This window comes from Sphingomonas sp. Ag1 (assembly GCF_000980895.1).
Lineage (GTDB): Bacteria > Pseudomonadota > Alphaproteobacteria > Sphingomonadales > Sphingomonadaceae > Sphingomonas > Sphingomonas panaciterrae.
On the sequence record NZ_LAZX01000089.1, the window covers coordinates 104662 to 126520 of the forward strand.

20 protein-coding genes, 2 tRNA genes and 2 pseudogenes are annotated in these 21859 nt (G+C 66.9%); 15 read left to right on the plus strand and 9 right to left on the minus strand.

Annotated elements, in window-relative coordinates; genetic code table 11:
• The first annotated feature begins 57 nt into the window (after positions 1-57).
• Genes XM50_RS08685 through XM50_RS08695 form a run of 3 tightly spaced genes read left to right on the plus strand, consistent with a single transcriptional unit; the run spans position 58 to position 3323 of the window.
• A complete protein-coding gene (locus XM50_RS08685; protein WP_082102895.1) occupies positions 58-1296 on the plus strand; it encodes a glycosyltransferase in 1239 nt (412 codons plus the stop codon).
• A gap of 34 nt (positions 1297-1330) precedes the next feature.
• Positions 1331-2761: a lipopolysaccharide biosynthesis protein gene (locus tag XM50_RS08690; RefSeq protein ID WP_046408911.1), complete on the plus strand. Its 1431-nt coding sequence runs from the start codon at positions 1331-1333 to the stop codon at positions 2759-2761.
• 31 nt (positions 2762-2792) lie between these two features.
• Positions 2793-3323, plus strand: coding sequence for a DUF2141 domain-containing protein (locus XM50_RS08695; protein WP_052742512.1), 531 nt, complete (start codon positions 2793-2795; stop codon positions 3321-3323).
• A 31-nt stretch (positions 3324-3354) separates the two neighbouring features.
• Here the strand turns inward: XM50_RS08695 and XM50_RS08700 are convergent, their stop codons facing one another.
• On the minus strand, positions 3355-3858 hold the full coding sequence (locus XM50_RS08700; protein ID WP_046408913.1) for a hypothetical protein: 504 nt from the start codon (positions 3856-3858) through the stop codon (positions 3355-3357).
• Positions 3859-3939: 81 nt separating this feature from the next.
• Here XM50_RS08700 and XM50_RS08705 point away from each other — a divergent pair.
• The 3 genes from XM50_RS08705 to XM50_RS08715 all read left to right on the plus strand — a co-directional run bounded on the left by XM50_RS08705 (position 3940) and on the right by XM50_RS08715 (position 4741).
• Positions 3940-4016: transfer RNA gene (locus XM50_RS08705), tRNA-Arg, on the plus strand.
• 22 nt (positions 4017-4038) lie between these two features.
• Positions 4039-4115, plus strand: a tRNA-Arg gene (locus tag XM50_RS08710).
• 170 nt (positions 4116-4285) lie between these two features.
• Positions 4286-4741, plus strand: coding sequence for a PaaI family thioesterase (locus tag XM50_RS08715; RefSeq protein WP_046408915.1), 456 nt, complete (start codon positions 4286-4288; stop codon positions 4739-4741).
• A 63-nt stretch (positions 4742-4804) separates the two neighbouring features.
• Here XM50_RS08715 and XM50_RS08720 read toward each other — a convergent pair whose 3' ends face one another.
• Complete coding sequence (locus XM50_RS08720) at positions 4805-5500, minus strand: OmpW/AlkL family protein (protein WP_046408916.1); 696 nt, start codon at positions 5498-5500, stop codon at positions 4805-4807.
• Positions 5501-5629: 129 nt separating this feature from the next.
• Here XM50_RS08720 and hemN point away from each other — a divergent pair, with 129 nt between their 5' ends.
• Together hemN and XM50_RS08730 are read left to right on the plus strand one after the other, a co-directional pair.
• Positions 5630-6955 carry an oxygen-independent coproporphyrinogen III oxidase gene (hemN, locus tag XM50_RS08725; RefSeq protein ID WP_046408976.1) on the plus strand — a complete coding sequence of 442 codons (1326 nt, stop codon included), beginning with the start codon at positions 5630-5632 and terminating at the stop codon, positions 6953-6955.
• Between the two features lie 5 nt (positions 6956-6960).
• Complete coding sequence (locus tag XM50_RS08730) at positions 6961-7662, plus strand: Crp/Fnr family transcriptional regulator (RefSeq protein ID WP_046408917.1); 702 nt, start codon at positions 6961-6963, stop codon at positions 7660-7662.
• A gap of 5 nt (positions 7663-7667) precedes the next feature.
• Here the strand turns inward: XM50_RS08730 and XM50_RS08735 are convergent, their stop codons facing one another.
• Together XM50_RS08735 and cydD are read right to left on the minus strand one after the other, a co-directional pair.
• Positions 7668-9305, minus strand: a complete 1638-nt coding sequence (locus XM50_RS08735; protein ID WP_046408918.1) for an ATP-binding cassette domain-containing protein — start codon at positions 9303-9305, stop codon at positions 7668-7670.
• Positions 9302-10930 (minus strand): thiol reductant ABC exporter subunit CydD, encoded by a 1629-nt coding sequence (gene cydD / locus XM50_RS08740; RefSeq protein WP_197075478.1) that lies wholly within the window; start codon positions 10928-10930, stop codon positions 9302-9304. Before cydD ends, XM50_RS08735 begins: the two co-directional genes overlap by 4 nt.
• A gap of 151 nt (positions 10931-11081) precedes the next feature.
• Between cydD and XM50_RS08745 the strand changes: the two genes are divergently transcribed.
• The 4 genes from XM50_RS08745 (at position 11082) to XM50_RS08755 (ending at position 14747) form a co-directional block, all read left to right on the plus strand.
• Positions 11082-12650: a cytochrome ubiquinol oxidase subunit I gene (locus tag XM50_RS08745; protein WP_046408920.1), complete on the plus strand. Its 1569-nt coding sequence runs from the start codon at positions 11082-11084 to the stop codon at positions 12648-12650.
• A gap of 16 nt (positions 12651-12666) precedes the next feature.
• Positions 12667-13806 carry a cytochrome d ubiquinol oxidase subunit II gene (gene cydB, locus XM50_RS08750; RefSeq protein WP_046408921.1) on the plus strand — a complete coding sequence of 380 codons (1140 nt, stop codon included), beginning with the start codon at positions 12667-12669 and terminating at the stop codon, positions 13804-13806.
• 15 nt (positions 13807-13821) lie between these two features.
• A complete protein-coding gene (gene cydX, locus XM50_RS19655; RefSeq protein WP_082102901.1) occupies positions 13822-13944 on the plus strand; it encodes a cytochrome bd-I oxidase subunit CydX in 123 nt (40 codons plus the stop codon).
• Positions 13945-14036: 92 nt separating this feature from the next.
• Positions 14037-14747 (plus strand): Crp/Fnr family transcriptional regulator, encoded by a 711-nt coding sequence (locus XM50_RS08755; RefSeq protein ID WP_046408922.1) that lies wholly within the window; start codon positions 14037-14039, stop codon positions 14745-14747.
• Between the two features lie 16 nt (positions 14748-14763).
• Here XM50_RS08755 and XM50_RS08760 read toward each other — a convergent pair whose 3' ends face one another.
• Positions 14764-15309, minus strand: a complete 546-nt coding sequence (locus tag XM50_RS08760; RefSeq protein ID WP_046408979.1) for a hypothetical protein — start codon at positions 15307-15309, stop codon at positions 14764-14766.
• A 128-nt stretch (positions 15310-15437) separates the two neighbouring features.
• Between XM50_RS08760 and ubiM the strand changes: the two genes are divergently transcribed.
• On the plus strand, positions 15438-16619 hold the full coding sequence (gene ubiM, locus XM50_RS08765; protein ID WP_046408923.1) for a 5-demethoxyubiquinol-8 5-hydroxylase UbiM: 1182 nt from the start codon (positions 15438-15440) through the stop codon (positions 16617-16619).
• A gap of 117 nt (positions 16620-16736) precedes the next feature.
• The gene (locus XM50_RS08770) at positions 16737-17450 is read left to right on the plus strand and encodes a sterol desaturase family protein (protein ID WP_231621911.1); all 714 of its coding nucleotides are present in this window, start codon (positions 16737-16739) and stop codon (positions 17448-17450) included.
• Positions 17451-17458: 8 nt separating this feature from the next.
• On the opposite strand, the gene XM50_RS08775 is transcribed toward XM50_RS08770, so the two are convergent.
• The 3 genes and pseudogenes from XM50_RS08775 to XM50_RS20500 form a co-directional block, all read right to left on the minus strand.
• A complete protein-coding gene (locus XM50_RS08775; RefSeq protein WP_231621907.1) occupies positions 17459-18133 on the minus strand; it encodes a trimeric intracellular cation channel family protein in 675 nt (224 codons plus the stop codon).
• A 26-nt stretch (positions 18134-18159) separates the two neighbouring features.
• Positions 18160-19134, minus strand: a complete 975-nt coding sequence (gene bsh, locus XM50_RS08780) for a choloylglycine hydrolase (RefSeq protein WP_046408925.1) — start codon at positions 19132-19134, stop codon at positions 18160-18162.
• Positions 19135-20169: 1035 nt separating this feature from the next.
• Positions 20170-20328, minus strand: a pseudogene (locus XM50_RS20500) (arsenical-resistance protein); the annotation flags it as partial.
• 937 nt (positions 20329-21265) lie between these two features.
• On the opposite strand from XM50_RS20500, the pseudogene XM50_RS08785 reads away from it, so the two are divergent.
• Positions 21266-21604 (plus strand): annotated as a pseudogene (locus XM50_RS08785) (integrase); the annotation flags it as partial.
• 44 nt (positions 21605-21648) lie between these two features.
• Here the strand turns inward: XM50_RS08785 and XM50_RS08790 are convergent.
• Complete coding sequence (locus XM50_RS08790; RefSeq protein WP_046408927.1) at positions 21649-21855, minus strand: TOBE domain-containing protein; 207 nt, start codon at positions 21853-21855, stop codon at positions 21649-21651.
• Positions 21856-21859: the final 4 nt, after the last annotated feature.

Here is a 21859-nt window from a genome sequence, read left to right on the forward strand (position 1 = left end):
AGCTTGGCTCACGCGGGCCGGTTGGTTGTAGCGTGAGGGGGAAGACAAGGAAACACGATGGGGCGCGGCGAGGAGGATGACAGGCGACGGATCCCTCCGGCACGCGTTCTGTTGCTGCTGACATCGCTTCATGGGGGCGGGGCCGAGCGCGTCGCGGTCCATCTGGCCAATCGCTGCGATCCCGCCTTGGTCGACGTGCGCATCGGGTTGCTTCGCGCAGCCGGGCCGTTCGTGAAGGATGTCGACCCCGCGCGGTTGATGGTGGCCCCGGAGGGGGAGCGGCGGTTCGTGTTCGAGGGGCCGAACGCGGGCTTCTACCGGCCGGATCGGCTGATCGCGGGGGCGATGCAGGCGCCGATCGCGTTTCGGCGCATGATCCAGGAATGGCGGCCCGACGTGGTGATGAGCTTCCTGAAGGGGACGACGCTGATCACGCAACTGGCACTGGCGGGGCTTGGCGCCGCGCGGCCGCGCTGGATCGCACGCGAAGGCAACAATACGCTGGCGGTGATTGGTGACGAGCTTCGCTCACCGGCAGCGCAGCGGCTGGTTACCTGGTATACGGCGCGGACCTATCGCGCGGCCGACGTGTTGCTCGCCAATTCGCAGCATATGGCGGACGGCCTGATAGACGATCTGGCGCTGGACCCAGCACGCATGCGGATGATCCGCAACCCGATCGATGCCGCGCGCGCGCGCCGGGAGTCGGACGGGCCGATCGCGCGAACATCGGAGGCGCGGCCGTTCATCCTGTCGGTCGGCCGGCTGGAATATCAGAAGGGCCATGACATGCTGCTGACGGCCTATGCCGCCAGCCGCGCGCGGGGCACGCATGACCTGGTGATTGTCGGCCGTGGATCGCGCGAGGCGCAACTGCGGCAACAGGCGGCAGCGCTTGGCATTGATGGGAGCGTCAGCTTCGTCGGGTTCGACGACAATCCCTGGGCGTGGATGGCGCGGGCCGACATGGTGGTGCTGCCGTCGCGATGGGAAGGGTTTCCGACGACCGCCGGCGAGGCGCTGGCGCTGGGGTGTCCGACACTGGTCACCGATTGCCGCTTCGGATCGCGCGAGCTGGTCGGCCATGATGTGGCGGGCTGGTGCGTCACGCCGGATGCCGATGCGATCCGCGGCGGGATCGATCGCCTGATCGAGGACCGGGCGCTCGCCGCGCGGCTGGGCGCCGCGGGGCCGGCGCGCGTCGAGGCGTTCGGCATGACGGCGATGATCGCGGCCTATCAGGCGCTGTTCATCGAGCAGGCGGCGCTCGGCCCCGGTGCCCTCGTCGCCGCCTGAGACTGGACCACCGACAAGCGACCGGGCGGGACAATTGATCCTGCGCGGTGGCGGGGTCAATGCGCTCGGCTTCCTGATCCGCTTCGGCGCGCGCTTCGGCTTTCTGTTTGCGGGCGCGCAATTGTACGGCGCTTCGCTGCTGGGCGCCTATGCCATTGCCCTGGCGGTGGTCGAACTGGGGGTGATGGCGGGCGGGGTCGGCGCACGCTGGCTGATCTTCCAGTGGATCGACGAGCGCGGCCGGGGCCGTGCGCCGCGGCATGTGGTGATGGATGCGGTGCTGCTGGCGGGGTGCGCGTCGACGATCCTCTGGATCGCGGTGGCGGCGGCTGCGCTGCTCGTGCCCGCCACTACGCTGGCGCCGCAGACGGCGACGGCGCTGCTGTGGCTGGCGCCGACCATCCTGATCCAGGTGCTGATCGAAGTGCTGCTCGCCGCGACGCGCTGGAGACGGGAGATACGCTATGACGTGATCGGAAAGAGCGTGATCCAGCCCTGGATAGGCATCGTGGTCGCGCTGCTCGCTTGGGTCGCAGGGGCGCGGACCATCGGCCTGCCGCTGTCCTATCTGGTCGCCTCGCTGGTGGTGCTGGCGTACGCGTTGCTCGCCGTGCGGCGGGTGCTCCCGAGGAGCGACGCGCCCTACCGTCCGAGCCGTCAGCGGCTGCGTCGGATGGCATCGCAGGGCCTGCCGACGATGATCAGCGAGGTGAGCGACGGGCTGGTCGCGCGGATCGACCTGTGGCTGGTCGGCGCTTTGCTGGGGCAGGCGGCGGCGGGCATCTATGGCGTGGTCAAGCAGATCGCCATCGTGCCCCGCCAGGTACGCCAGAGCATCGACGGAATGCTGGTGCCGCTGGTCTCCAACACGCTCGCGCAGGCCGGGGAGATTGGCGCGGGGCGGGCGATCGGCAGCGCGATCCGCCTGCTGCTGGTGATCCAATTGCCGCTGCTGATCGCCCTCGCCGTCGTGGGTGCACCGCTGCTGGAGCTGTTCGGCAAGGGGTTTGGTGCCGGGGCGGGGGCGCTGCTGCTGCTGACGGGTGCGGAGATCGTGCAAGGCAGCTTTGGCGTGGCGGACCTGATCTTCGCCTATCGCCGGCCGCGGCTCGGCCTTCGGGTCACGCTGCTTGGGGTGGCGGTGGCCGGGTTGCTGGCGAGCGTGCTGATCCCGGCGTTCGGAATGGCAGGCGCGGCCGGGGCAGTGCTGGGCGGCTATGCCGCGCGCGCGCTGGCGCGACGGATCGTGCTGCGTCGCGTCTTCGGGATCGTCGCGACCCCGGGCGTCGCCGCCATTCCGCTGGCGATCGGCGCGGCGGCGATGGGGGCCGTGCTGGCGCTGCACCGCCTGCCGCCCGCCGCGCTGGTCGCGGGCCTGGGCACCTACGCGATATCCCTTCTGGCGTGGCGGCGGGCGAGCGGGATCACCTTCCTGCCGACCGGTTTCGTCGACGAATCGCCCTGATTGCGCCACGAGATGCTGTCAAAGGGGGTGCATGAACACTGTGCGTATCATTGCTTCGGCCGCTCTCCTGCTGCTTGCCCCCTCGGTGGCAGCGCAGGGCAAGGGCACCATCCTTGGCCCCTATGCCGCGCGCTGCGCGGCGGGGAATGAGCCGTCGATCCTGGTGAATGTGGTGGGGCTGAAGAACCGCAACGGGGCGCTGCGCGCCCGCACCTTTGGCGGGGCGACCTCCACCTGGTTCGAGAAGAAGGGCTGGATCACGCGCGTCGAAGTGCCGGCGCCAAGTTCCGGGCCCGTGCGGATCTGCCTGCCGGTGTCGGCACCCGGCACTTACGCCGTCGACCTGCGGCACGACATGAACGGCAATGGCGAGACCGACAAGTCGGACGGCGGCGGCGCGTCGGGCGATCCCAAGGTGACGCTGCTGGACTTCATCCTCGGCCGCAAGCCATCGCCCAAGGTGACGGCGGTGCATGTCGGCAATGGCGTGACCGAGATTACCGTGACCGCCATGTACCTGCGCAATGGGGCGCTTCGCCCGGTCGAGGGCACGACGCGCTGAGCGGCAACGCTCGTCCCCGTCGCGATCATGCTCAGGCGGGGGCGAGCTGCCCCTGAAGCGCCGTGATTCGCGCGACCTGCGCGGCGACCGCCTCGCGGACCTGTGCGGAGGCGGCGGTCAGCGCAGGATATTCGGAGCCCACCGTCACCGCGCGCTCCTGCGCCATGTCGCCGAGCTGGATCGCCAGATCGCCAGTCGAAGAGCGCAGCGAATCCAGTTCCGCCAGCCCCACCTGCGCATCGAGCCAGCGATCGCTGCCCGCGGCGGCACCACGCGCGCTGCTGACCAGCCGGGCGGCGCGCGTCGCGGCCGCGTCGAACGCGCTCACCCGTTCTGTCAGCGTGGCCATGACGGTGGCGATCTGTGCGTCGAGCGCGGGGTCCGTCTGCGGCGGCTCGGGCGCGGCGGGTGGCGGTTCATCGAGGTTCTGCGTTTCGGCGGGCCGGGGAAGCAGCGAGGGATAATCGCCCTGCGCGGTGCACCCGGCAGCGATCAGGAGGAGGGCGAGCGGGGCGGGGAGGGCACGGAGCAGCATGAGAATGTGTTAGGTAGCGAGAAAGTTATGCGCAACGCTCTTGCCTAATCCAAAAGTCGCTTCTATCAGCGCCACTCCAACGCGCCCGTAGCTCAGCTGGATAGAGCATCAGACTACGAATCTGAGGGTCGGACGTTCGAATCGTTCCGGGCGCGCCATTATTTACAGCACAAGTTCCACGCGCCCGTAGCTCAGCTGGATAGAGCATCAGACTACGAATCTGAGGGTCGGACGTTCGAATCGTTCCGGGCGCGCCACTTCCCTGATGGGGAGTTTGGATGGAAACACGCTGACCGCGCCGCTGCGCCACCTTTCCCGTCGCTGTTTACCTGCTGAGGGGCGCCATGCCTCTTCTCGTCGCGCTGCCGCTTTGCCAAAGCCGCTTCGGGCGCCCGCGTGGCGGCAACAGAAAGGGAGAGCGGCGAGGATGAGTGCGGATGGCGTGGGACGCGGCAGGACAGATGGCGGCCCGATCCTGAGCGTGGAGGAATTGCGCACGCTGCTGGCCGGTGCCTTCCCGGGGCGGGCAGGCGAGGGCGGGACGGTCGAGGTGCTTGGCCCCGGAACCGCGCGCATGATCCTCGATCCGCTGCCGGCGATGGCGCGGCCGGGCAACATCGTCTCCGGCCCGACGCTGATGACGCTGGCCGATCATGTCGCCTATGCGGTGATCCTGGCGCACACCGGACCGATGCTGATGGCGGTTACGCACACCCTGACCATGAGCTTCCTGCGCGCTTGCCGGTTCGAGCGGATCGTCGCGGATGCCACCATCCTGAAGATGGGGCGCCGGCTGGTCACTGTCGATGTCCGGATCTGGCAGGGAAGCGAGGCCGGGATCGTGGCGCAGGCGACCGTGGGTTATACGCTGCCGTCAGGATGAACGACGCGAAGCCGCCGCGGCTGTCCCGGAGGGCGACCGCCGCGGCGGCGGGAGAGACGAGGATCAGAGGCGGAGGCCGAGGCCGACGCCGAAGACCAAAGGATCCACGTTCAACCGCACGCGCTGCGTACCGGCGGCTGCGGTATCCAGCCGGGCGGTCGTATCAATGTCGATATATTTGACGTCGAGGTTCAGGAACACCTTGCGCGACAGGTCGATGTCGATGCCAGCCTGGGCGGCCCAGCCGACGCTGTCCTTCATGTGCACGCGGGTGCGCCCGACTGCTGCCTCCAGCGCGGGCGAGGCCTTTTCGTTCCAGAAGATCGTGTAGTTGATCCCCGCGCCGACATAGGGCCGCACGGTGGAGCGCGGCATGAAGTGATATTGCATGGTCAGCGTCGGCGGCAGCACCCAGGTGGAGGCCAGGCGGCCGATACCGCCGGTGGTGCCGGTGCGACCGTCGGCATGATGCTTCGTCGTGGAAGCGATCAGTTCGAAACCGATATTGTCGGTCGCCATATAGGTGAGGTCGAGTTCGGGCATGACGCTGTTGTCGATCCGCACCTTCTCTCCCGGGAAGGCGGGCAGGATGCTGCCGGAGCGCTCATTGGGCGCAACCGTGATGGCGCGGGCGCGCAGCAGCACGTCGCCGGCGCGCGTTTCGACCCGCGCCGCATCGTCCTGCGCCGCGGCGGGCATGGCAGCCACGCCGGCAACCATGACACCCAGCGCCGCGACCAACCGCTTCTTCATCGTCATTCCCCTTTGCATCTTTGTTCGGAATGCGACCGGGGTAGGCGCGCCGGCGGGGGTCGGCGTTGATCGGCGCCAAGCAAGTTTTTGACCGCGATCAAGGATGCGCCACTGGCCGTGCCCCACGCGGTTGGCATGTGGACCTACCATCCCGACCTGCTCGCCCGCGCGGTGCCGCGCTATACCAGCTATCCGACGGCGGCCGAATTCGGCGACACGGTGGGTAGCGAGGACATGGCCGTGGCGCTTGACCGGGTCGCGCCGGACGAGGCGATCTCGCTTTATCTCCACATCCCATATTGCCGGGAAATCTGCTGGTATTGCGGGTGCAACACGGGCGCGGCGAACCGCAGCGCGCGGCTGTCCAACTATCTGGCGCGGCTGGGCGAGGAGATTGCGCTGGTCGCGCGCCGGCTGGACGGACGCGGACGGGTAGGGCGCATCGCCTTCGGCGGGGGCAGCCCCAACGCCCTACCCCCGCACGCCTTTGCTAATCTGGCCGCGCAGGTCCGTGACGCCTTTCAGTGCGATGACGACACGATCGTCTCGGTCGAAATCGATCCGCGCGGCTTCGGCGCGGGATGGGCACGGGTGCTACGCGGCGCGCAGGTCACGCGGGCGAGCCTGGGCGTGCAGACGTTCGACCCCGCGATTCAGGCCGCGATCGGCCGGGTGCAGCCCGAAGCGGAGATCCGTGAGGCCGTCGCGATCCTGCGCGCGGCCGGCGTGTCATCGATCAACTTCGACCTGATGTACGGCCTGCCGGCACAAGACGATGACAGTTTGCGCGCGACGCTGGCCACGGCGCTGACGATGGCGCCGGATCGGCTGGCGGTATTCGGCTACGCCCATGTGCCGCACATGATCGCGCGGCAGCGGCGGATCGACGCCACGTTGCTGCCCGACGCGGCGGCACGGTTTCGGCATGCGGCACTGGCGCATGAGACACTGACCGGGGCGGGGTATCGCGCGGTCGGTTTCGATCATTTCGCGCGGCCGGACGACGCGCTGGCGCAGGCGGCGGCCGCGGGCACACTGCGGCGCAATTTCCAGGGCTTTACCGAGGATCCGGCGGAAACGCTGGTTGGGCTGGGCGCGAGCGCGATCAGCGAATTTCCCGATCGTCTGCTGCAGAATGAAAAGAACACCGGCCGCTATCACATGGCGATCGGCAGCGGGCGCTTCGCGGTCACACGCGGGCTGCGGCGCAGCGCCGAGGACCGGCTCCGCGGACGGGCGATCGAAGCGATCCTGACGCGTGGCGAAGCCGACCTGTCGGGGGTGCCGCAACTGGGAACGGTTCATTCGCGGCTGGCGCCGTTCGTCGCGCACGGGCTGGTCCGCTGGGACGGCGAGCGCCTGCTGCTGCAGGACGACGCCCGCCCCTATGCGCGGGTGATCGCGGCGACGCTGGACGCCTATCGCGGTGAGGAACCCGCGCGCTTCAGCAGCGCCGTCTGAGCCCCATGCCGATCGCCGCCAACGATCCCGGCTGCGCCCCGCCACGCTGCGCCGCCTGTGCCGCGCGCGACACGTCGGTGTGCGCGAGCTTTGCCGATCGGGAGCTGACTGCGTTGCACGGCATCGGCCGCCGGCGCATGCTGAAGGCCGGCCACGTGCTGATCTGGGCGGGTGATCCGGCGGCGGTCTGCGCCAATCTGGTTTCCGGCGTGCTGAAGGTCGTGCGCGAGGATCCGGACGGGCGGGCGCAGATCGTCGGCCTGTTGTTTCCCGGCGATTTCGTCGGCGAATTGTTCGTCGAACAGGCGCGCGAGACGGTGGTGGCGCTGGTCGATGCCGATCTGTGCCTTTACTCGCGCCGTGCGCTGGAGCCGGTACTGGCGGCCCAGCCGGGTGCCGAGGGGCTGTTGCTGCGCCGCGCGCTGGGGACGCTGGCCGAGGCGCGGCGCTGGATGCTGATGCTGGGGCGAAGGCACGCGCCGGAGAAGGTCGCCGCCTTCCTGCTCGACATGCATCGCCGACTGGGCGTGGGTGACCGCGTGGACCTGCCGATGGGGCGCGGCGCGGTGGGTGAGGTGCTGGGCCTGACGATCGAGACGGTTAGCCGGCAGATGACGGCGCTAAAGGCCGCCGGGCTCATCGCGCTGCCGGGCGGGCGGCAGGTGCGGCTGCTCGACCGCGCGGCGCTCGCCCGTATCGCTGGGTGACCGGATCAGGCAGCGAGTTGCGGCAGCGGGTGATCGCCGGCGAGAAGATCGATCCGGCGCTGGCAGGTGGCGACCATCGCGGGCCGATGGCTGACCAGCAGGAGCCCCTGACCGGTGCGATTCAGCCGCTGCGCCAGCCGCGCGGCCACCAGCTGTTCGGTCGCCGCGTCCAGCCCTTCGCTCGGTTCGTCGAGCAACAGCCAGGGCGCCGCGCTCGCATAAGCGCGGGCGAGGGCGAGCCGCCGGCGCTCACCGCCGGATAGCCGCGCGCCATTCTCACCGACCCATCCGTCGAGCCCGCCGAGCGCGCGCACGCGATCGTCGATCGCGGCATCGTGCAGCGCCTGCCACAGCGCGTCGTCGGACAGCGCCGGATCGGCGAGCAGCAGATTGTCGCGCACAGTGCCCGAGAGCAGGGCGGCATCTTGCGGCGCCCAGCCGAAGCAGCGGCGGCGAATGACGGGATCGATCTGTGCCGCGTCATGCCCATGGAGCGCCATGCTGCCCGGCGCGGGATCTCGCAGGCCGAGCAGCGTTTCGAGCAGCGTCGTCTTGCCGGCGCCCGACGGGCCGACCAACGCGACACGCTCGCCGGGACGAAGGACGGCGCTGCACGGGCTGGCGAGGGTGAGTGTCGGCGCGGCGACAAGCGCAGTGGCCGGGGCAGGGGCAGGGGCAGGGGCGATCTGCGCGGAAGCATTCTCCAGGATGGCGTCGAGCCGGACCTCTGCCTCACGCACGCGTCCCTGCTCGACCAGGGCGCGCAGCAGCGGCCCCAGGCCATCGATCGTCATCGCTGCGGCCAAGGCCGCCATTGCCGCGATCGGCGCGCCGGCGGGGGCGGCAAGGAACAGCGCGCTGGCGGCGGCCAGGCCGATCCCACCCGCGTGAAGCCATTCGAACCAGCCTGCCGCTTCGGTATGCCGGCGATGCGCATGACCCAGTGCGCGCGCCTCCACGGTGATCCGGTCTGCGGCCCAATCCTCCAGCCCGAAGCAGCGAAGCTCCGGCGCGGCATCGACCAGCCGGGCGACTTCCTCGCGCAGCGCGCCGGCCGCCTGCTGAACCGCGCGGCCCGGCGCATCCATGCGGCGGGACAATAGCGCGCCGATCACCAAGGTCGCTGCGGCGCAAGACAGTGTCGCCAGCGCGGCGGGGATACCGCCGAGGATTACCAAACAGCCGCCCGCGCCGATTGCGGCGGCGATGCCCCCGGGTGCCGATAGGCGGACGAAGCGGGTCTCGATCGCGCCGACATCATCGACGAGGCGTGCGGTCGCTTCTCCGGTCCCGAGCGCCATCGCGCGGTGGACCGGCGCGGCGGCCAGCGCACGGTACAAGGCGGGCCGGATGCGTGCGAGCGCGCCGAACGCCGCCTCGTGGCTGGCCAGCCGCTCACCATAGCGCGCGCCGGTCCGGACAATCGCGAGCAGGCGGATGCCGGCGGATGGCAGCATGTAGTTGAAGGCCAGCGCCACCGCCGGCCCCGCTGCGCCGGCAATCGCGGCGGCGGTGATGAACCAGCCCGACAGGCCCAGGAGAACGACCGAGGCCGCGGCGACCAGCGCGGCAAAGAGTGATGCGCGCAGCAGCAGGCGATGCTGGGCGCGACGTTCGGCGGCGATCAGTGTGGCGAGGGTCACTGGCTGTCTCCGAGGCGGACGACCTGGTCGGCGATGGCGGCAAGGCGCTCGCTATGGGTGGCGAGGAGGGTGGTGCGTCCACGGCACGCGCCGGCGATGGTGGCGATCAGCGCGGTTTCGCTGGCGTGATCGAGATGCGCGGTCGGCTCGTCCAGCAGCAGCAACGGCGCCGGCTTCAGCAGCGCGCGGGCGAGTGCGATCCGACGTCGTTCGCCGCCCGACAGCCCGCTGCCGCGCGAATCGATTTCGCTGTCCAGCCCCGCCGGGCGGCGTGCCAGCATCGGTCCAAGCCCCGCGCCCTCGACCGCGGCGTCGAGATCGCGGGGCGTCGCTTTCGGATTGGCCAGCAGCAGATTGTCGCGGATCGTGCCGGCGAGCAGCAGCGGGTGCTGCCCGGCCCAGCTGGCGAGCGGCGCGATCGTCCCCATCGTGTCGAGCGGCACGCCGTCCACCAGCACCGTGCCGCTTTCCATCGGCGCGAGGCCGAGCAGCAGGTGGAGCAGGCTCGACTTGCCGCTGCCCGACGGGCCGACCAGCGCGATCGTCTGTCCGGGCGCGGCGGTGAAGGAGAGGTTGGCGACCGCTGGGCGGTCGCTGTCGGGATAGCGGATCGTCACATCGTGGAAGGCGAGTGCGGGCTGGGCGGAAATCGGCCGCGGGCGCGCCGGGGCGAGCGGGGCGGGGAGCGTCATCAACCGCTCCGCTGCGGTCTCGGCCGACTGCTTGTCGTGATAGGCGGCGGCGAGGCGGCGCATCGGACCATAGAATTCGGGTGCCAGCGCCAGCACGAAGAAGGCCCGGCCGAGATCGAGCTGTTCGGGCACGGGGAAGGGGAGTTGGCCGAGCAGGTTGAAGCCGCAATAGACCGCGACCAGCGCCACTGATAGCGCGGCGAAGAATTCGAGCGCCGCGGAGGACAGGAAGGCGACCCGCAGCACACGCATCGTTCGTTTGGCGAGCTCGTCCGCCGCTTCGCCCAGCGCATTCGCCTCGCGCTGCTCCGCCCCGAAGGCGAGCACCACCGGCAGGGCGCGCACGCGATCCGCAAAGCGGCCGGAAAGGCGCGACAAGGCGACGAACTGGCGGCGCGATTCATCCGCCGCGGCGCCGCCGGCGAGCGCCATTGCGATGACGAAGGGGATCAGCGTGCCGAGCAGGATCGCCGCCGATACCGGGCTGGCGATGGCGGTGGCGGCCAGTACCAGTAGGGGCGCCAGCCCGGCCGCGCGTCGCGCCGGGAGGAAGCGGGCGACATAGCCGTCGAGCGCCTCCACCTCGTCAACCGCGGCAGTGATCCAGCCGCCCATGGTGGTGGCGCCACCCGGCGCGCGGTGAAGCGCGGCCTCCACCACGCGGCGGCGCACCTGCGCCTTCGACCGCTCGGCCGCAGCGGCGCCGATCTGCGCCGATGCCATGGCGAACAGCCCGCGCGCCGCGCCGGTCACCGCGACCAGCGCCGCCCAGGGGAGGACGGCGGTGAGGCCATCCGGTACTGCGACGACGCCGCCCGCGAGGCCGGCGGCAAAGCCGATGGCGGCGAGCGTATCCAGCAGCAGCACGGCACCGGCAGCGCCCGCGCCCGTGCCGGCCGCGGCGGTGAGCCACCGGCCGCGCGCACGGGCCATGGCCTTTGTCGATGGGATCGCAGTCATGCACGGCAGGTCGCTGCGAAACAGCGCCAGGTCTTTGACCACGGTCAATGTTGCGCGTGCGGCCCGGGCCTACCGCGCGGCCATCCAGGGGCCGGACGTGCGGCCCCACGGGGGAGACATTTCAATGGACCTCGGGGTCACAGACCTGTCGCGGCTGCAATTCGCGCTGACCGCGCTGTACCACTTCCTGTTCGTGCCGTTGACGCTCGGCCTGTCGTTCATGCTCGTCATCATGGAATCGATCTATGTGATGACGAACCGCCCGGTGTGGCGGGTCGCGACTCGGTTCTGGGGCAAGATCTTCGGCATCAATTTCGCGCTGGGTGTCGCGACCGGGCTCACCATGGAGTTCCAGTTCGGCACCAACTGGTCGTATTTCTCGCATTATGTCGGCGACATCTTCGGTGCGCCGCTCGCGATCGAGGGGCTGATGGCCTTCTTCCTCGAGGCGACCATGGTCGGCATCATGTTCTTCGGCTGGGACCGGCTGTCGAAACTGGGCCACCTCATCGTCACCTTCCTGGTGGCGCTGGGCACCAACCTGTCCGCCTTGTGGATCCTGATTGCCAACGGCTGGATGCAGAACCCGGTCGGCGCGACCTTCAATCCCGAAACCATGCGGATGGAGGTGAGCGACTTTGGCGCGGTGCTGTTCAATCCGATTGCGCAGGCCAAGTTCGTCCACACCGTCAGCGCCGGCTACGTCATCGCCTCCGCACTCGTGCTGGGCGTATCGGCCTATTACCTGCTGAAAGGCCGCTTCATCCCCGTGGCGCGTCGGTCGATGACGGTCGCTGCGGCGTTCGGCCTTGCCTCCTCGCTGTCGGTCGTCGTGCTGGGTGACGAGAGCGGCTATGCGCTGACCGACAACCAGAAGATGAAGCTCGCCGCGATCGAGGCGGTCTGGCACACCGAGCCTGGCCCGAGTGGCCTGACGCTGGTCGGCTATCCCGATTCCGTCGCACGCGAGACGCGCTACAAGGTCGAGATTCCGTGGCTGCTGGGCCTGATCGCGACGCGCAGCCTGGATGGCACCGTTGCCGGCATGTCGGAACTGGTGCTGAAGGCGCAGGAGCGGATCGCGTCGGGCATCATCGCTTATGATGCGGTCGAACGGTTGAAGACCGATCCCACCAATGCCGAGCAGCGCGCCCGGTTCGAGACGCACAAGCGCGACCTTGGCTATGCCCTGCTGCTGAAGCGGCATCTGGACGATCCGCGCCTGGCGACCCCGGCGCAGATCGAGGCGGCGGCGTGGGACACAGTGCCTGACGTCGGCCTGATGTTCTGGACCTTCCGCGTGATGGCGCTGATCGGCTTTGCGATGATCGCGCTGTTCGGTGCGGCATTCGTCCTGTGCTCACTCCGGTTGCATCTGCAGAGCCGCTGGTTCCTGAAGCTGGCCGTTGCGGCCATCCCGCTGCCGTGGATCGCGGCCGAGATGGGCTGGATCGTCGCCGAGCTGGGCCGCCAGCCCTGGGCGATCGAAGGCGTCCTGCCGACGTTCCTGGCGCACAGCACCCTGAGCCGCGGCGCCCTGTGGACGACGATCGCGGGCTTCACCGCGCTGTATGGCGGCCTGGCCGTGATCGAGGTTCGCCTGATCCTCGCCGCGATCAAGCACGGGCCGGATGCGCGCGAGCCTGATCAGCCGGCGCCGGGACCGATCCCCGCCGAGCCCATTACCGCCTGAACGAAAGGATCGAACCATGTTCGACTATGAGACGCTACGCGTCATCTGGTGGGCGCTGATGGGCGTGCTGCTCATCGGCTTCGCCCTCACCGATGGGTACGACCTGGGGGTGGCATCGCTGCTGCCCTGGGTCGCCAAGACCGACGCCGAGCGGCGTATGGTGATCAACAGCGTGGGACCGACCTGGGAGGGTAACCAGGTGTGGTTCATCCTGGGCGGCGGTGCGATCTTCGCGGCCTGGCCGCACGTCTATGCCGTCAGCTTCTCCGGCTTCTACCTGGCGATGTTCGTGGTGCTATCGGCGCTGATCCTGCGGCCGGTGGGGTTCAAGTATCGCTCCAAGCGGCCGGACCCCGCATGGCGCACCCGTTGGGACTGGGCATTGTTCGTCGGCGGCTTCGTCCCGGCCCTGGTGTTCGGTGTGGCGGTCGGCAACGTGCTGCAGGGCGCGCCTTTCCGCATCGATAGTGACCTGCGTTCCTTCTACGAGGGCAGTTTCCTTGACCTGTTCACGCCCTTCACGCTGCTGTGCGGCCTGTTGTCGGTCGCGATGCTGGTGCTGCACGGCGCGGCGTGGCTGGCGATCAAGGTGGAGCGTGGGCCAGTGCACGATCGCGCCCGCACCGTCGGCAGCGTCGCGGCGATCGCGACGATCGCGCTGTTCGCGGTCGGCTATGTGTTCGTCGCTTATGGCGATGTCGGGTATCGCATCACCAGCGTCGTCGATCCGGCCGGCCCGTCCAACCCGCTGCGCACCACCGCCGAACAGGTCGCGGGCGGCTGGCTCACCAACTTTGCGCTTTATCCCTGGATGGTGGCGGCGCCGCTGATGGGCTTCGTCGGTGCGGTGCTGGCGTTTGTCGGCATTCGCCGCGGCGCCGAGGTGCTGGCCTTCGCCGGCTCATCCTCCGCCGCGGTCGGGATCATCGCCACCGTTGGCTGTTCGATGTTCCCGTTCATCCTGCCGTCCAGCATCGACGCGCATTCCAGCCTGACGGTGTGGAATGCATCGTCCACGCACCGGACGCTGGGGATCATGCTGTTCGTTACGGTGGTCTTCCTGCCCATCGTGCTCGCCTACACCGCCTGGGCATACAAGGTGATGTTCGGCCGGGTGACGACGGAGGAAGTCCGCACCAACCCTGACTTCTACTGACAGGAGGCTGATACGATGTGGTATTTCACCTGGGTTCTCGGCCTTGGCCTCGCCGTCCTGTTCGGCATCCTCAACGGCATCTGGCACGAATTCCATCTGCCGATCGAGGATGACGACGAGGCGCCGGCGCGCCGGTGATCGACGCAGCACGGGGTGACGCGCGTGCGTCGCCCCGTTTTGCATGACAAGGCGGGGGCGACAGACCTGCGCCGCCGACCTATATGGCAGCCATGCTGGCCAAGGATATTTGTGCGGATTGCGCCGTGCGCGACCAGGCGCTGTGCGGCAGCCTCGACGATCAGGAACTCGTCGCGCTCAATTCGATCGGGCAGCGCCGCCGGGTGCCGCGCGGCGCCACCGTCATGTGGGCGGGCGATGAAAGCGTGATCTGCGCCAATTTGCTGTCCGGCGTGCTGAAGCTGGTGGCGTCGACCGCCGACGGGCGCGAGCAGATCGTCGGTCTGCTTTATGCCTCCGACTTCGTCGGCACGCCCTTTGCCGATCACGCCGATTTCACGATCACCGCACTGACCGATGCCGAATTGTGCGTCTTCCCCCGCCAGGCGTTCGAGCGGGTGCTGGAGGATCATGCGCGCATGGAGCACGTGCTGTTGCAACGCACGCTGCGCGCGCTGAACGAGGCGCGCGGCCGGATGCTGACGCTGGCGCGTAAATCGGCGGAGGAGAAGATCGCCGGCTTCCTGCTCGACATGGCGTCACGCGCGGGTAGCACCGGATGCCGCGCGACGCCCGACGGGCCATTGACCTTTGACCTGCCGCTGACGCGCGGTCAGATCGCCGACGTGCTGGGGCTGACGATCGAGACCGTCAGCCGGCAAATGACGAAGCTGAAGAGCGCCGGCGTCATCTCGCTGCCCGGCGGGCGGGGGATCACCATCGCCGATCAGAACGCGCTGGAACTGCGCGCACAGGCGGCCTGAGGGCAGCGGCGGCGGGCTAGCCGGCGGCGGCCCGCCGGCCAAGTGCCTCGACCAGCAATGCGCGCCCCTCTGCGGTGAGCCGCTGGTGCGCGGCCGCGAGGATCGCCAGCTGTTCGAGCTCGATCGATGCGCGGCAGCCAGTGAAGAAACAGCGCAGCATATAGCCGAGCGTCGCCGCATCAGGCGTAGGCGTTTCGTCATCGGGCCGAAGCGCGGCGAGCAGTTCCTGCGCGTAAACGGTGTTGGCAACGCGCCGCGTCTCGATCAGCCGGGATAGTGCCGTGCCGAGCGGGTCAGTGCCGGACGGGCGCAGGAACGGGGCGACCGGGCAGCGATCATCGTCACCAGTTGCGATCACCATCTCCAGTCCGCTGCACAGCCGCGCGCACGTTGCCGGATCCGGCAATCCGGGCAGGGCGTCGGCGCATTGCTCCAGTGCGTCGCACAGCCCGGCGACGCCGGTGTGAAAGGCGACGAGGCGCATCAGGTCGACTTCCTGCACCACCTGCCAGCCACGCGAAAACGCCAGCACGAGGCCGGCAGAACGATCATGCCTCGTCACGGGCAAACTCCCTTTGTGCCGCAAGGCTAGCGTACGGTCCGCACGCGGCATTGACCGGGGTCAAACCGCCCGGCCGCCATGCCGTGCGATGCCGCCATCAGAATGATGATGATGGTGGGGCATGTCTGATGGATCATGATGTCGTGGTGATCGGCGGCGGGCCGGCGGGATTGGCGCTGGCCTGTTCGTTGCGCGGAACCGGCCTGCGGATCGCCGTGGTGGAGCGCCAGCCCGCGGACGTGCTCGCCAACCCACCAAGCGACGGGCGCGAGATCGCGTTGACCCATCGCTCCGTGCGCCTGCTGCAGGAGATGGGTGCGTGTCAGCATCTCGACCCCGCGATGATCGCGCCCCTGCGCGCGGCACGCGTGCTGAACGGCCGTTCACCGTTCGCGCTCTCGTTCGATCCGGCTGGCGGTGCGCAGGACTGGCTGGGGCAGCTGGTGCCCAATCATCACTTGCGCCGGGCGCTTTATCGAACCGCGTTCGAGGCCGGCGATGGACCGGCGGGGCTGGAACTGGTCGCCGGCGTTGCGGTGGATCGTGTGCGCACGGGGCTGGCGGCCGCAAGGGTGACACTTGCCGACGGGCGTGAATTGCGGAGCCGCCTGCTGGTGGCGGCGGATTCGCGCTTCTCGAAGGTGCGCGAGCAGCTTGGCATTGCCGCGTCGATCAACCGGCTCGGCCGATCGATGATGGTGTGCCGCGTGGCGCATGACCGCGACCATGGCGGCGTGGCGACCGAATGGTTCGATCATGGGCAGACCATCGCGCTGCTGCCGCTGCCGGGACGCACCTCGTCCATCGTGCTGACGCTGCCGGCGGGGGAGATCGAGCGGATCGCCAGCCTTGATCGCGCGGCCCTGGGGGCGGAGCTGACGATGCGGTCGGCCGGTCGGCTGGGGCGGTGCACGGTGGTGGAGGATCCGCACGTCTATCCACTTGCCACCACTTTTGCCCAGCACTTTGCCGCGACGCGCGCGGCGCTGATCGGCGATGCCGCGGTGGGGATGCATCCGGTGACGGCGCATGGCTTCAACCTGGGATTGCAGGGGCAAGCGACCCTGGCCCGGCTGATCCGCGAGGCGGTGAGCGCGGGGCGCGACATCGCCTCTGCGCTGCTGCTGCGCCGCTACGAGGCGGCGCATCGGCTCGCCACCCGCCCGCTTTACACCGGCACCAATCTGCTGGTGCGCCTCTACACCGATGATCGACCACTGGCCGGGGTGGCACGCCATGCGGTGCTGCGGGCAGGCGCGCGCCTGCCGCTTGCCCGCCAGCTGATCAGCCGCTCGCTGATGCAGCGTTGATCCCCGTCAATGATCGCGCAGGTCCGCGGCGCTAGCCCGTCGCCCGAACAAGAGGTCGGGGGTATCGTGGACATTGTATCAAAGGGCTTTTGGCACCGGTCGCATCATCTCGACCGGATGACGTTGCGCGAGCTGGTGGTCGCCTATTTCCAGCATTACGCCATCCTCTGCTACCTCGCGCTGACCGCGCTTTCCATTGGCGTGTTCGTCATGCAGCCGGCGCCGGTGCTGCCGACGATCGCCACGATCGCGCTGATCGTCCTGGCCTATCCATTGATATGGTATTGCCTGCACCGCTGGGTGCTGCACTGCCACTGGATGTTCAAGGTGCCGTGGCTGGCGGCCACGTGGAAGCGGATCCACTACGACCATCACCAGGATCCCAACCATCTGGAGGTGCTGTTCGGCGCGCTCTACACCACGTTGCCGACGCTGCTGCTGGTGTCGGCGCTGCCGGGCTATCTGATCGGCGGGGTGGGCGGGGCGGCGGCCGGTCTTGCCACCGGGCTGCTGGCGACGTGCTTCTATGAGTTTTTCCACTGCATCCAGCACCTGTCGTACAAGCCGCGCGCGGGATGGCTGGCGCGGATGAAGGTGCGCCACATGGAACATCATTTCCATGACGAGGACGGCAATTTCGGCATCACCAACTTTGCCTGGGATCGACTGTTCGGCACGCTCTACACCCGCCGCGAACGCCCGCTGAAAAGCGCCACGGTGTTCAACCTAGGCTATACCCGCACGATGGCGGCCCGCTATCCCTGGGTGGCGCGGCGATCCAACGGCTTCGTTGCTGCGGGCCATCCGCGGCAGCGCCAGCGGCGGGGCTGAACGAAGTATCAAGTGGCGGCGTCGTCTCTTGGATCGCGCGAGGTCAGCGCAACGGGCAGCCGCCACCCGAAATGGATCGCCGCAACGCGCAGCGCGAAGCAGGCGAGGGCGGACAGGATGGCGGTGGGGACGAGCGGCAGGCGCAGCCAGCTGCCGGTGACCGCCAGCCCGGCGCCGAGGAGCGCGGCCACCGCGTAGATATCCGCCTGCAACACGGTTGGCGTGCGGGTGACGAGGATGTCGCGCGCCATCCCGCCGCCGATCCCCGTGACCATGCCGAGCAGCGCGGCCATCAGCGGGTCCAGTCCGTAGGTCAGCGCCTTTTCCGCGCCGGCGACCGAGAACAGGGCAAGGCCAGCGGCGTCGAACAGCTGGATCGCGGTGTGCAGCCGTGCCCAGGGCGAATACCAGAAGAAGATCGCCAGTCCCGCGGCGACCGATGTCGCCAGATAGCGCCAGTCGCTGATCGCAGTCGGCGGCACGGCACCGATCAGAACGTCGCGCATGATCCCGCCCGCACTGGACGCCGCGAAGGACAGCACCAGGACGCCAAACACGTCCAGCCGGCGATGGACCCCCAGCATCGCGCCGCTGATCGCAAAGACGAACGTGCCCACCAGATCCATGAAGAACAGCAATTCGTGGACGGCCTGCTGCTCCAGCATCGCGCTGCTTGCGGTCACCAGCCGGTTCCTCCTGCTGCGCGCCGCTAGTTCTGCATCCTTATCTGCTGACCCCTGACCAGCGGGTAGACCGCAAGGTCATGGCCATCCAGATTCTCCTTGTGCATGTCGACGGCCGTAATCTGGCTGTTCTCGTAGGTAGTGTAATAATAGATGCCTGTGGCGGTGTTGCAGCATGATGAATAGATCGTGATCTCATATTTTTCGTCGCCGACATTGGCACACCCGCGTTGTTGCGCGACCGATCCCAGAATCTGGAAGAATTGGCTGATGGATTCTGATTCCGAGTCTCCGCAGACCGAGTTCATCTTGGTGAAGGTCGCCTTCACGAAGCGGGAGGGGGAGGACAGGTCACCCGGCAGCCCAAGCGCACCCATGCCGCGGCTGTAGATGTCGAAGGTGATCGCGCTGGAGAAATTGTTGGTCGGCGGATAACGCGACAGGTGCATGTAATTGTTCAGGTTGAACAATTGCATGTCGAAGGTGGGGTTGTTGGTCAGCACGCCGACGGGATTGTCATAGACCTTGAGCCCGTCACGCAGCGGCTCGACGGTGATGGAGCGGTCCCGATCGGCGATGATCCAGTGCAGGGGGGAGGTGGGCATCCCCTCGCTGAACGCCTCATCGAACAGGTTTACCGATGGAAGCGCGGCCTCGACCTCGGCCACCGTTTCGAATTGGGCCAGCACCCAGAGGACGAATTCAAACGAGGTGACGTTCGTCTTGCCGGCGGCCGCGGGCAGATAGGCGGCGTTCCCGCTGAACGCGAGTCCGGCCATGCTGAGGCCCTTCTCGTTGGTGCCGTCGTAATAGAGCGGGTAGTTGTTCGCGACGGTGGCCATGCCGATGATTGCGTGATGCGCCTCGATCGGTGGCAGCTTGCGAAGCGCGATCGGGAAGTTGCGCGGCGTGAAAGTGACGGCTTCGCCATACGACATTTCGTAATCGAGGTTGCGCCCGAAATAATGATCCTTGGTGGTGAAGCTCAGTCCGGTGCACATTGCCGTTCTCCGTCCCGCACTTGCCGACAGTGCGCGATGATGCGCCGCGGGAGGGGACGGTGACTGCTTCGGTCCCGCACAGGGCAATGTCTATCTTCGGGAAAGTACGCAGCGTGCGGTCCCGGTTAGTGTCCGTGTGCCGATAGCGAGGGGGCAGCCAAAGCATGTCGCCCGGCTGCCCCCGTTCATGGTCGTGCTTTCGAGCAGCGCCTCACTGACCGTATGTGACGGTGGATACCGTAAACATTGTCTAAAAATGCGCGAATTTCCTCGTTAAATCGTTGAAATCCATGCTCTCAGTAGAGGTCTTTCGTAAACATTCGGCCCTGGCCCTGGGTTCGGCACGGTACAGTGTTTACGTAACTCGGACGTCCGGTTCAGCCGGACTCTGGCTTGCTAAGTCGCGTGGCATAGAAATGCTATTCATCGCAGCGCTCGTTCAAGCTCGAAGTTCACTTCGAGCTTGAACGAGCGCAACCGCCCGAGGCGGCAGCTACACTCCGACCCTGGGCCGGGCTGAGTTGCTTAGCGCTGCCGTAGGAACGCTGAGCCGCCAAGCTCGTCCATATGGCCGAAAGGATCGCCACGAAGCCCGAGAGCTCAGGTGGAGACTTGCCAAAGCAGCGTGAAGCCGAGCGACATGCAGGCGCGCTGGTATCAGTGCTGCGTCGGCAGCCCGGCTTCGCTTACCGAACGCCCCGTACCGGGATGCTCTCCACGGCAAGCCGCCGGTCCGCTCCCGTACCTAGAACCGCCGCGCTGATTGTGAGAAGTGCTAGGTCTGCAAAGCGCCCAAGTTCGGTCATTCCGAACAGATCCTGTTGATCCTAGAAGCTGCCCTTCGTTGATGCGGCAGGCGGCGGACCGAGACAGGGACTAGCTGCCGTTCAGACGCGTCAGGCCGGATGGCTACTTTCATAATAGGCGTTCACTTCAAGTTCAGGTGGCGGACCGCGCGAGACCATCAGCCGAGCGCGCGTGAGGCAAGATTGGCCGCGGCGTCACGTCTTGCCTGCGCCGCCTTCCGTTCGGAATAACGATCGTCGACAGTCGCCAGCGCTGCCCCGAGTTGAGCTCGAACAGGCTGGTCGTAGCGGCGACCGCCAGCTCGAAGAAGTTGGAGGCACCGATCAGCGCGAGGGGCGTGGCAACGCACCATGCGTCGACCGCGCGACTTGAAAAAAAAGCTTTGCCCCATGCAATCACTAACAGGTTCTATTTACTCTCATAGTGCCTTGTATGAAATAGCTAACTGAGAGTGTTCCTTCAGAGACATGCAGTTTCGCTTTGAGAATGAATCTTCGGCAAAGATATCGGAATTGGTGCAAGACTCTGATTCTTTTGGAAATGCTTTCTCTTTCGGTGTCATTGACGTCTTGCTCTGAACCAGTTTAGGTTACTTACAGATTGAAGATTGTCGTTCGCCAGAATGGTGAGTGGCGATCAGGGTTGGCCGACTGGCAGGTGTTCTATAGAAACTTGGTAGAGCCTCTTACGACGTACCATTCGTACAGACTAACCGGCCTTCCAGTATCAGTCTACTTACGTGACGGACAAATGTTGATCCTCCCTCCTATTCTTCAAAGTCAACGAATAAACGGAGCGGCAGATACTATTCTTAAAAGCATTTTGGCTACAAGACGAAAACAAGAACATATACTCGGGTCGACAAACCAAGGTAAACATTGCGCTTGAATGGACCGTCTGCGCTTGTAATCTGTCCAGATTACACTGAGAGAGGGATTCGACCAACGGCATCATTCAATCCTATAGTTCTATGTATGAAACTATTTGTTTAACCTTATCGCGATTCTGACAGTGCTCGGGAACTCAACCTGACTGGGTCGGCTGTAACAATTCACAGCTTGTCTGTGATAGTGATCGAGAACAGAAGGCTCGAAGCTGGACAAGGAAGGTTCGGAGTGTTTCGACAACGAAGAAAAGCTAACGGCAGAGTGCGCAATTGGAATGAAGTACAGCTAGCAGGTTGGTCGCAGCGGACGCGCAGTGAATGGGGAGAAGACGGCAGCTTTACCCTATCGATCACCTGAACCTGCCTGTCCCTTGACGGCGCAAGAGCTGCAGCCCGCACCTATTTCGGTCGCGGCCACCCCGGCCACGGAGAAGGACGATGGGTTACTCGCAATTTGATCCTGCGATGCAGGGGCGCTCGGCGTGGAATGCCGGGAAGACTGTTGGCACGAAGCGGCCGCTAACGCAGAAGCAGATTTGGGCGATCCGTTTCTTTCTCGATCGCGAGGGCCGGCTACGGGATCGCGCCCTGTTCGACCTGGCGATCCACAGCAAACTGCGCGGCTGCGACTTGGTAAAGATAACAATCGGCGACTTGGTCGCCGGCACGGATGTCCGAACGCGCGCGATCGTGATCCAGCAAAAGACCGGGCGGCCGGTGCAGTTCGAGCTCACCGCGGACGTGCGCGTAAGCCTGCTTGCGTGCTTGGAGCGTCGCCGCAAGCGATCTGAATCTTGAGCCAGAGGGGGCCGAGCTTCATCCTACTTGCCGATCATCACGTCGCTGGCCTTGATGATGACGGTGACCGTGTCGCCGGTCACCAGCCCTAACTCGGCAATGGCTTCCTCAGTGATGTTCGCGGTGACAATGTTGCCGCCTTCGATGCCGACCTTGATCGAGCCGTTTACGGCGCCCTGTGTGATGGAGACGATCGTGCCGGAGATCTGGTTGCGCGCGCTGAGCTCCACGATA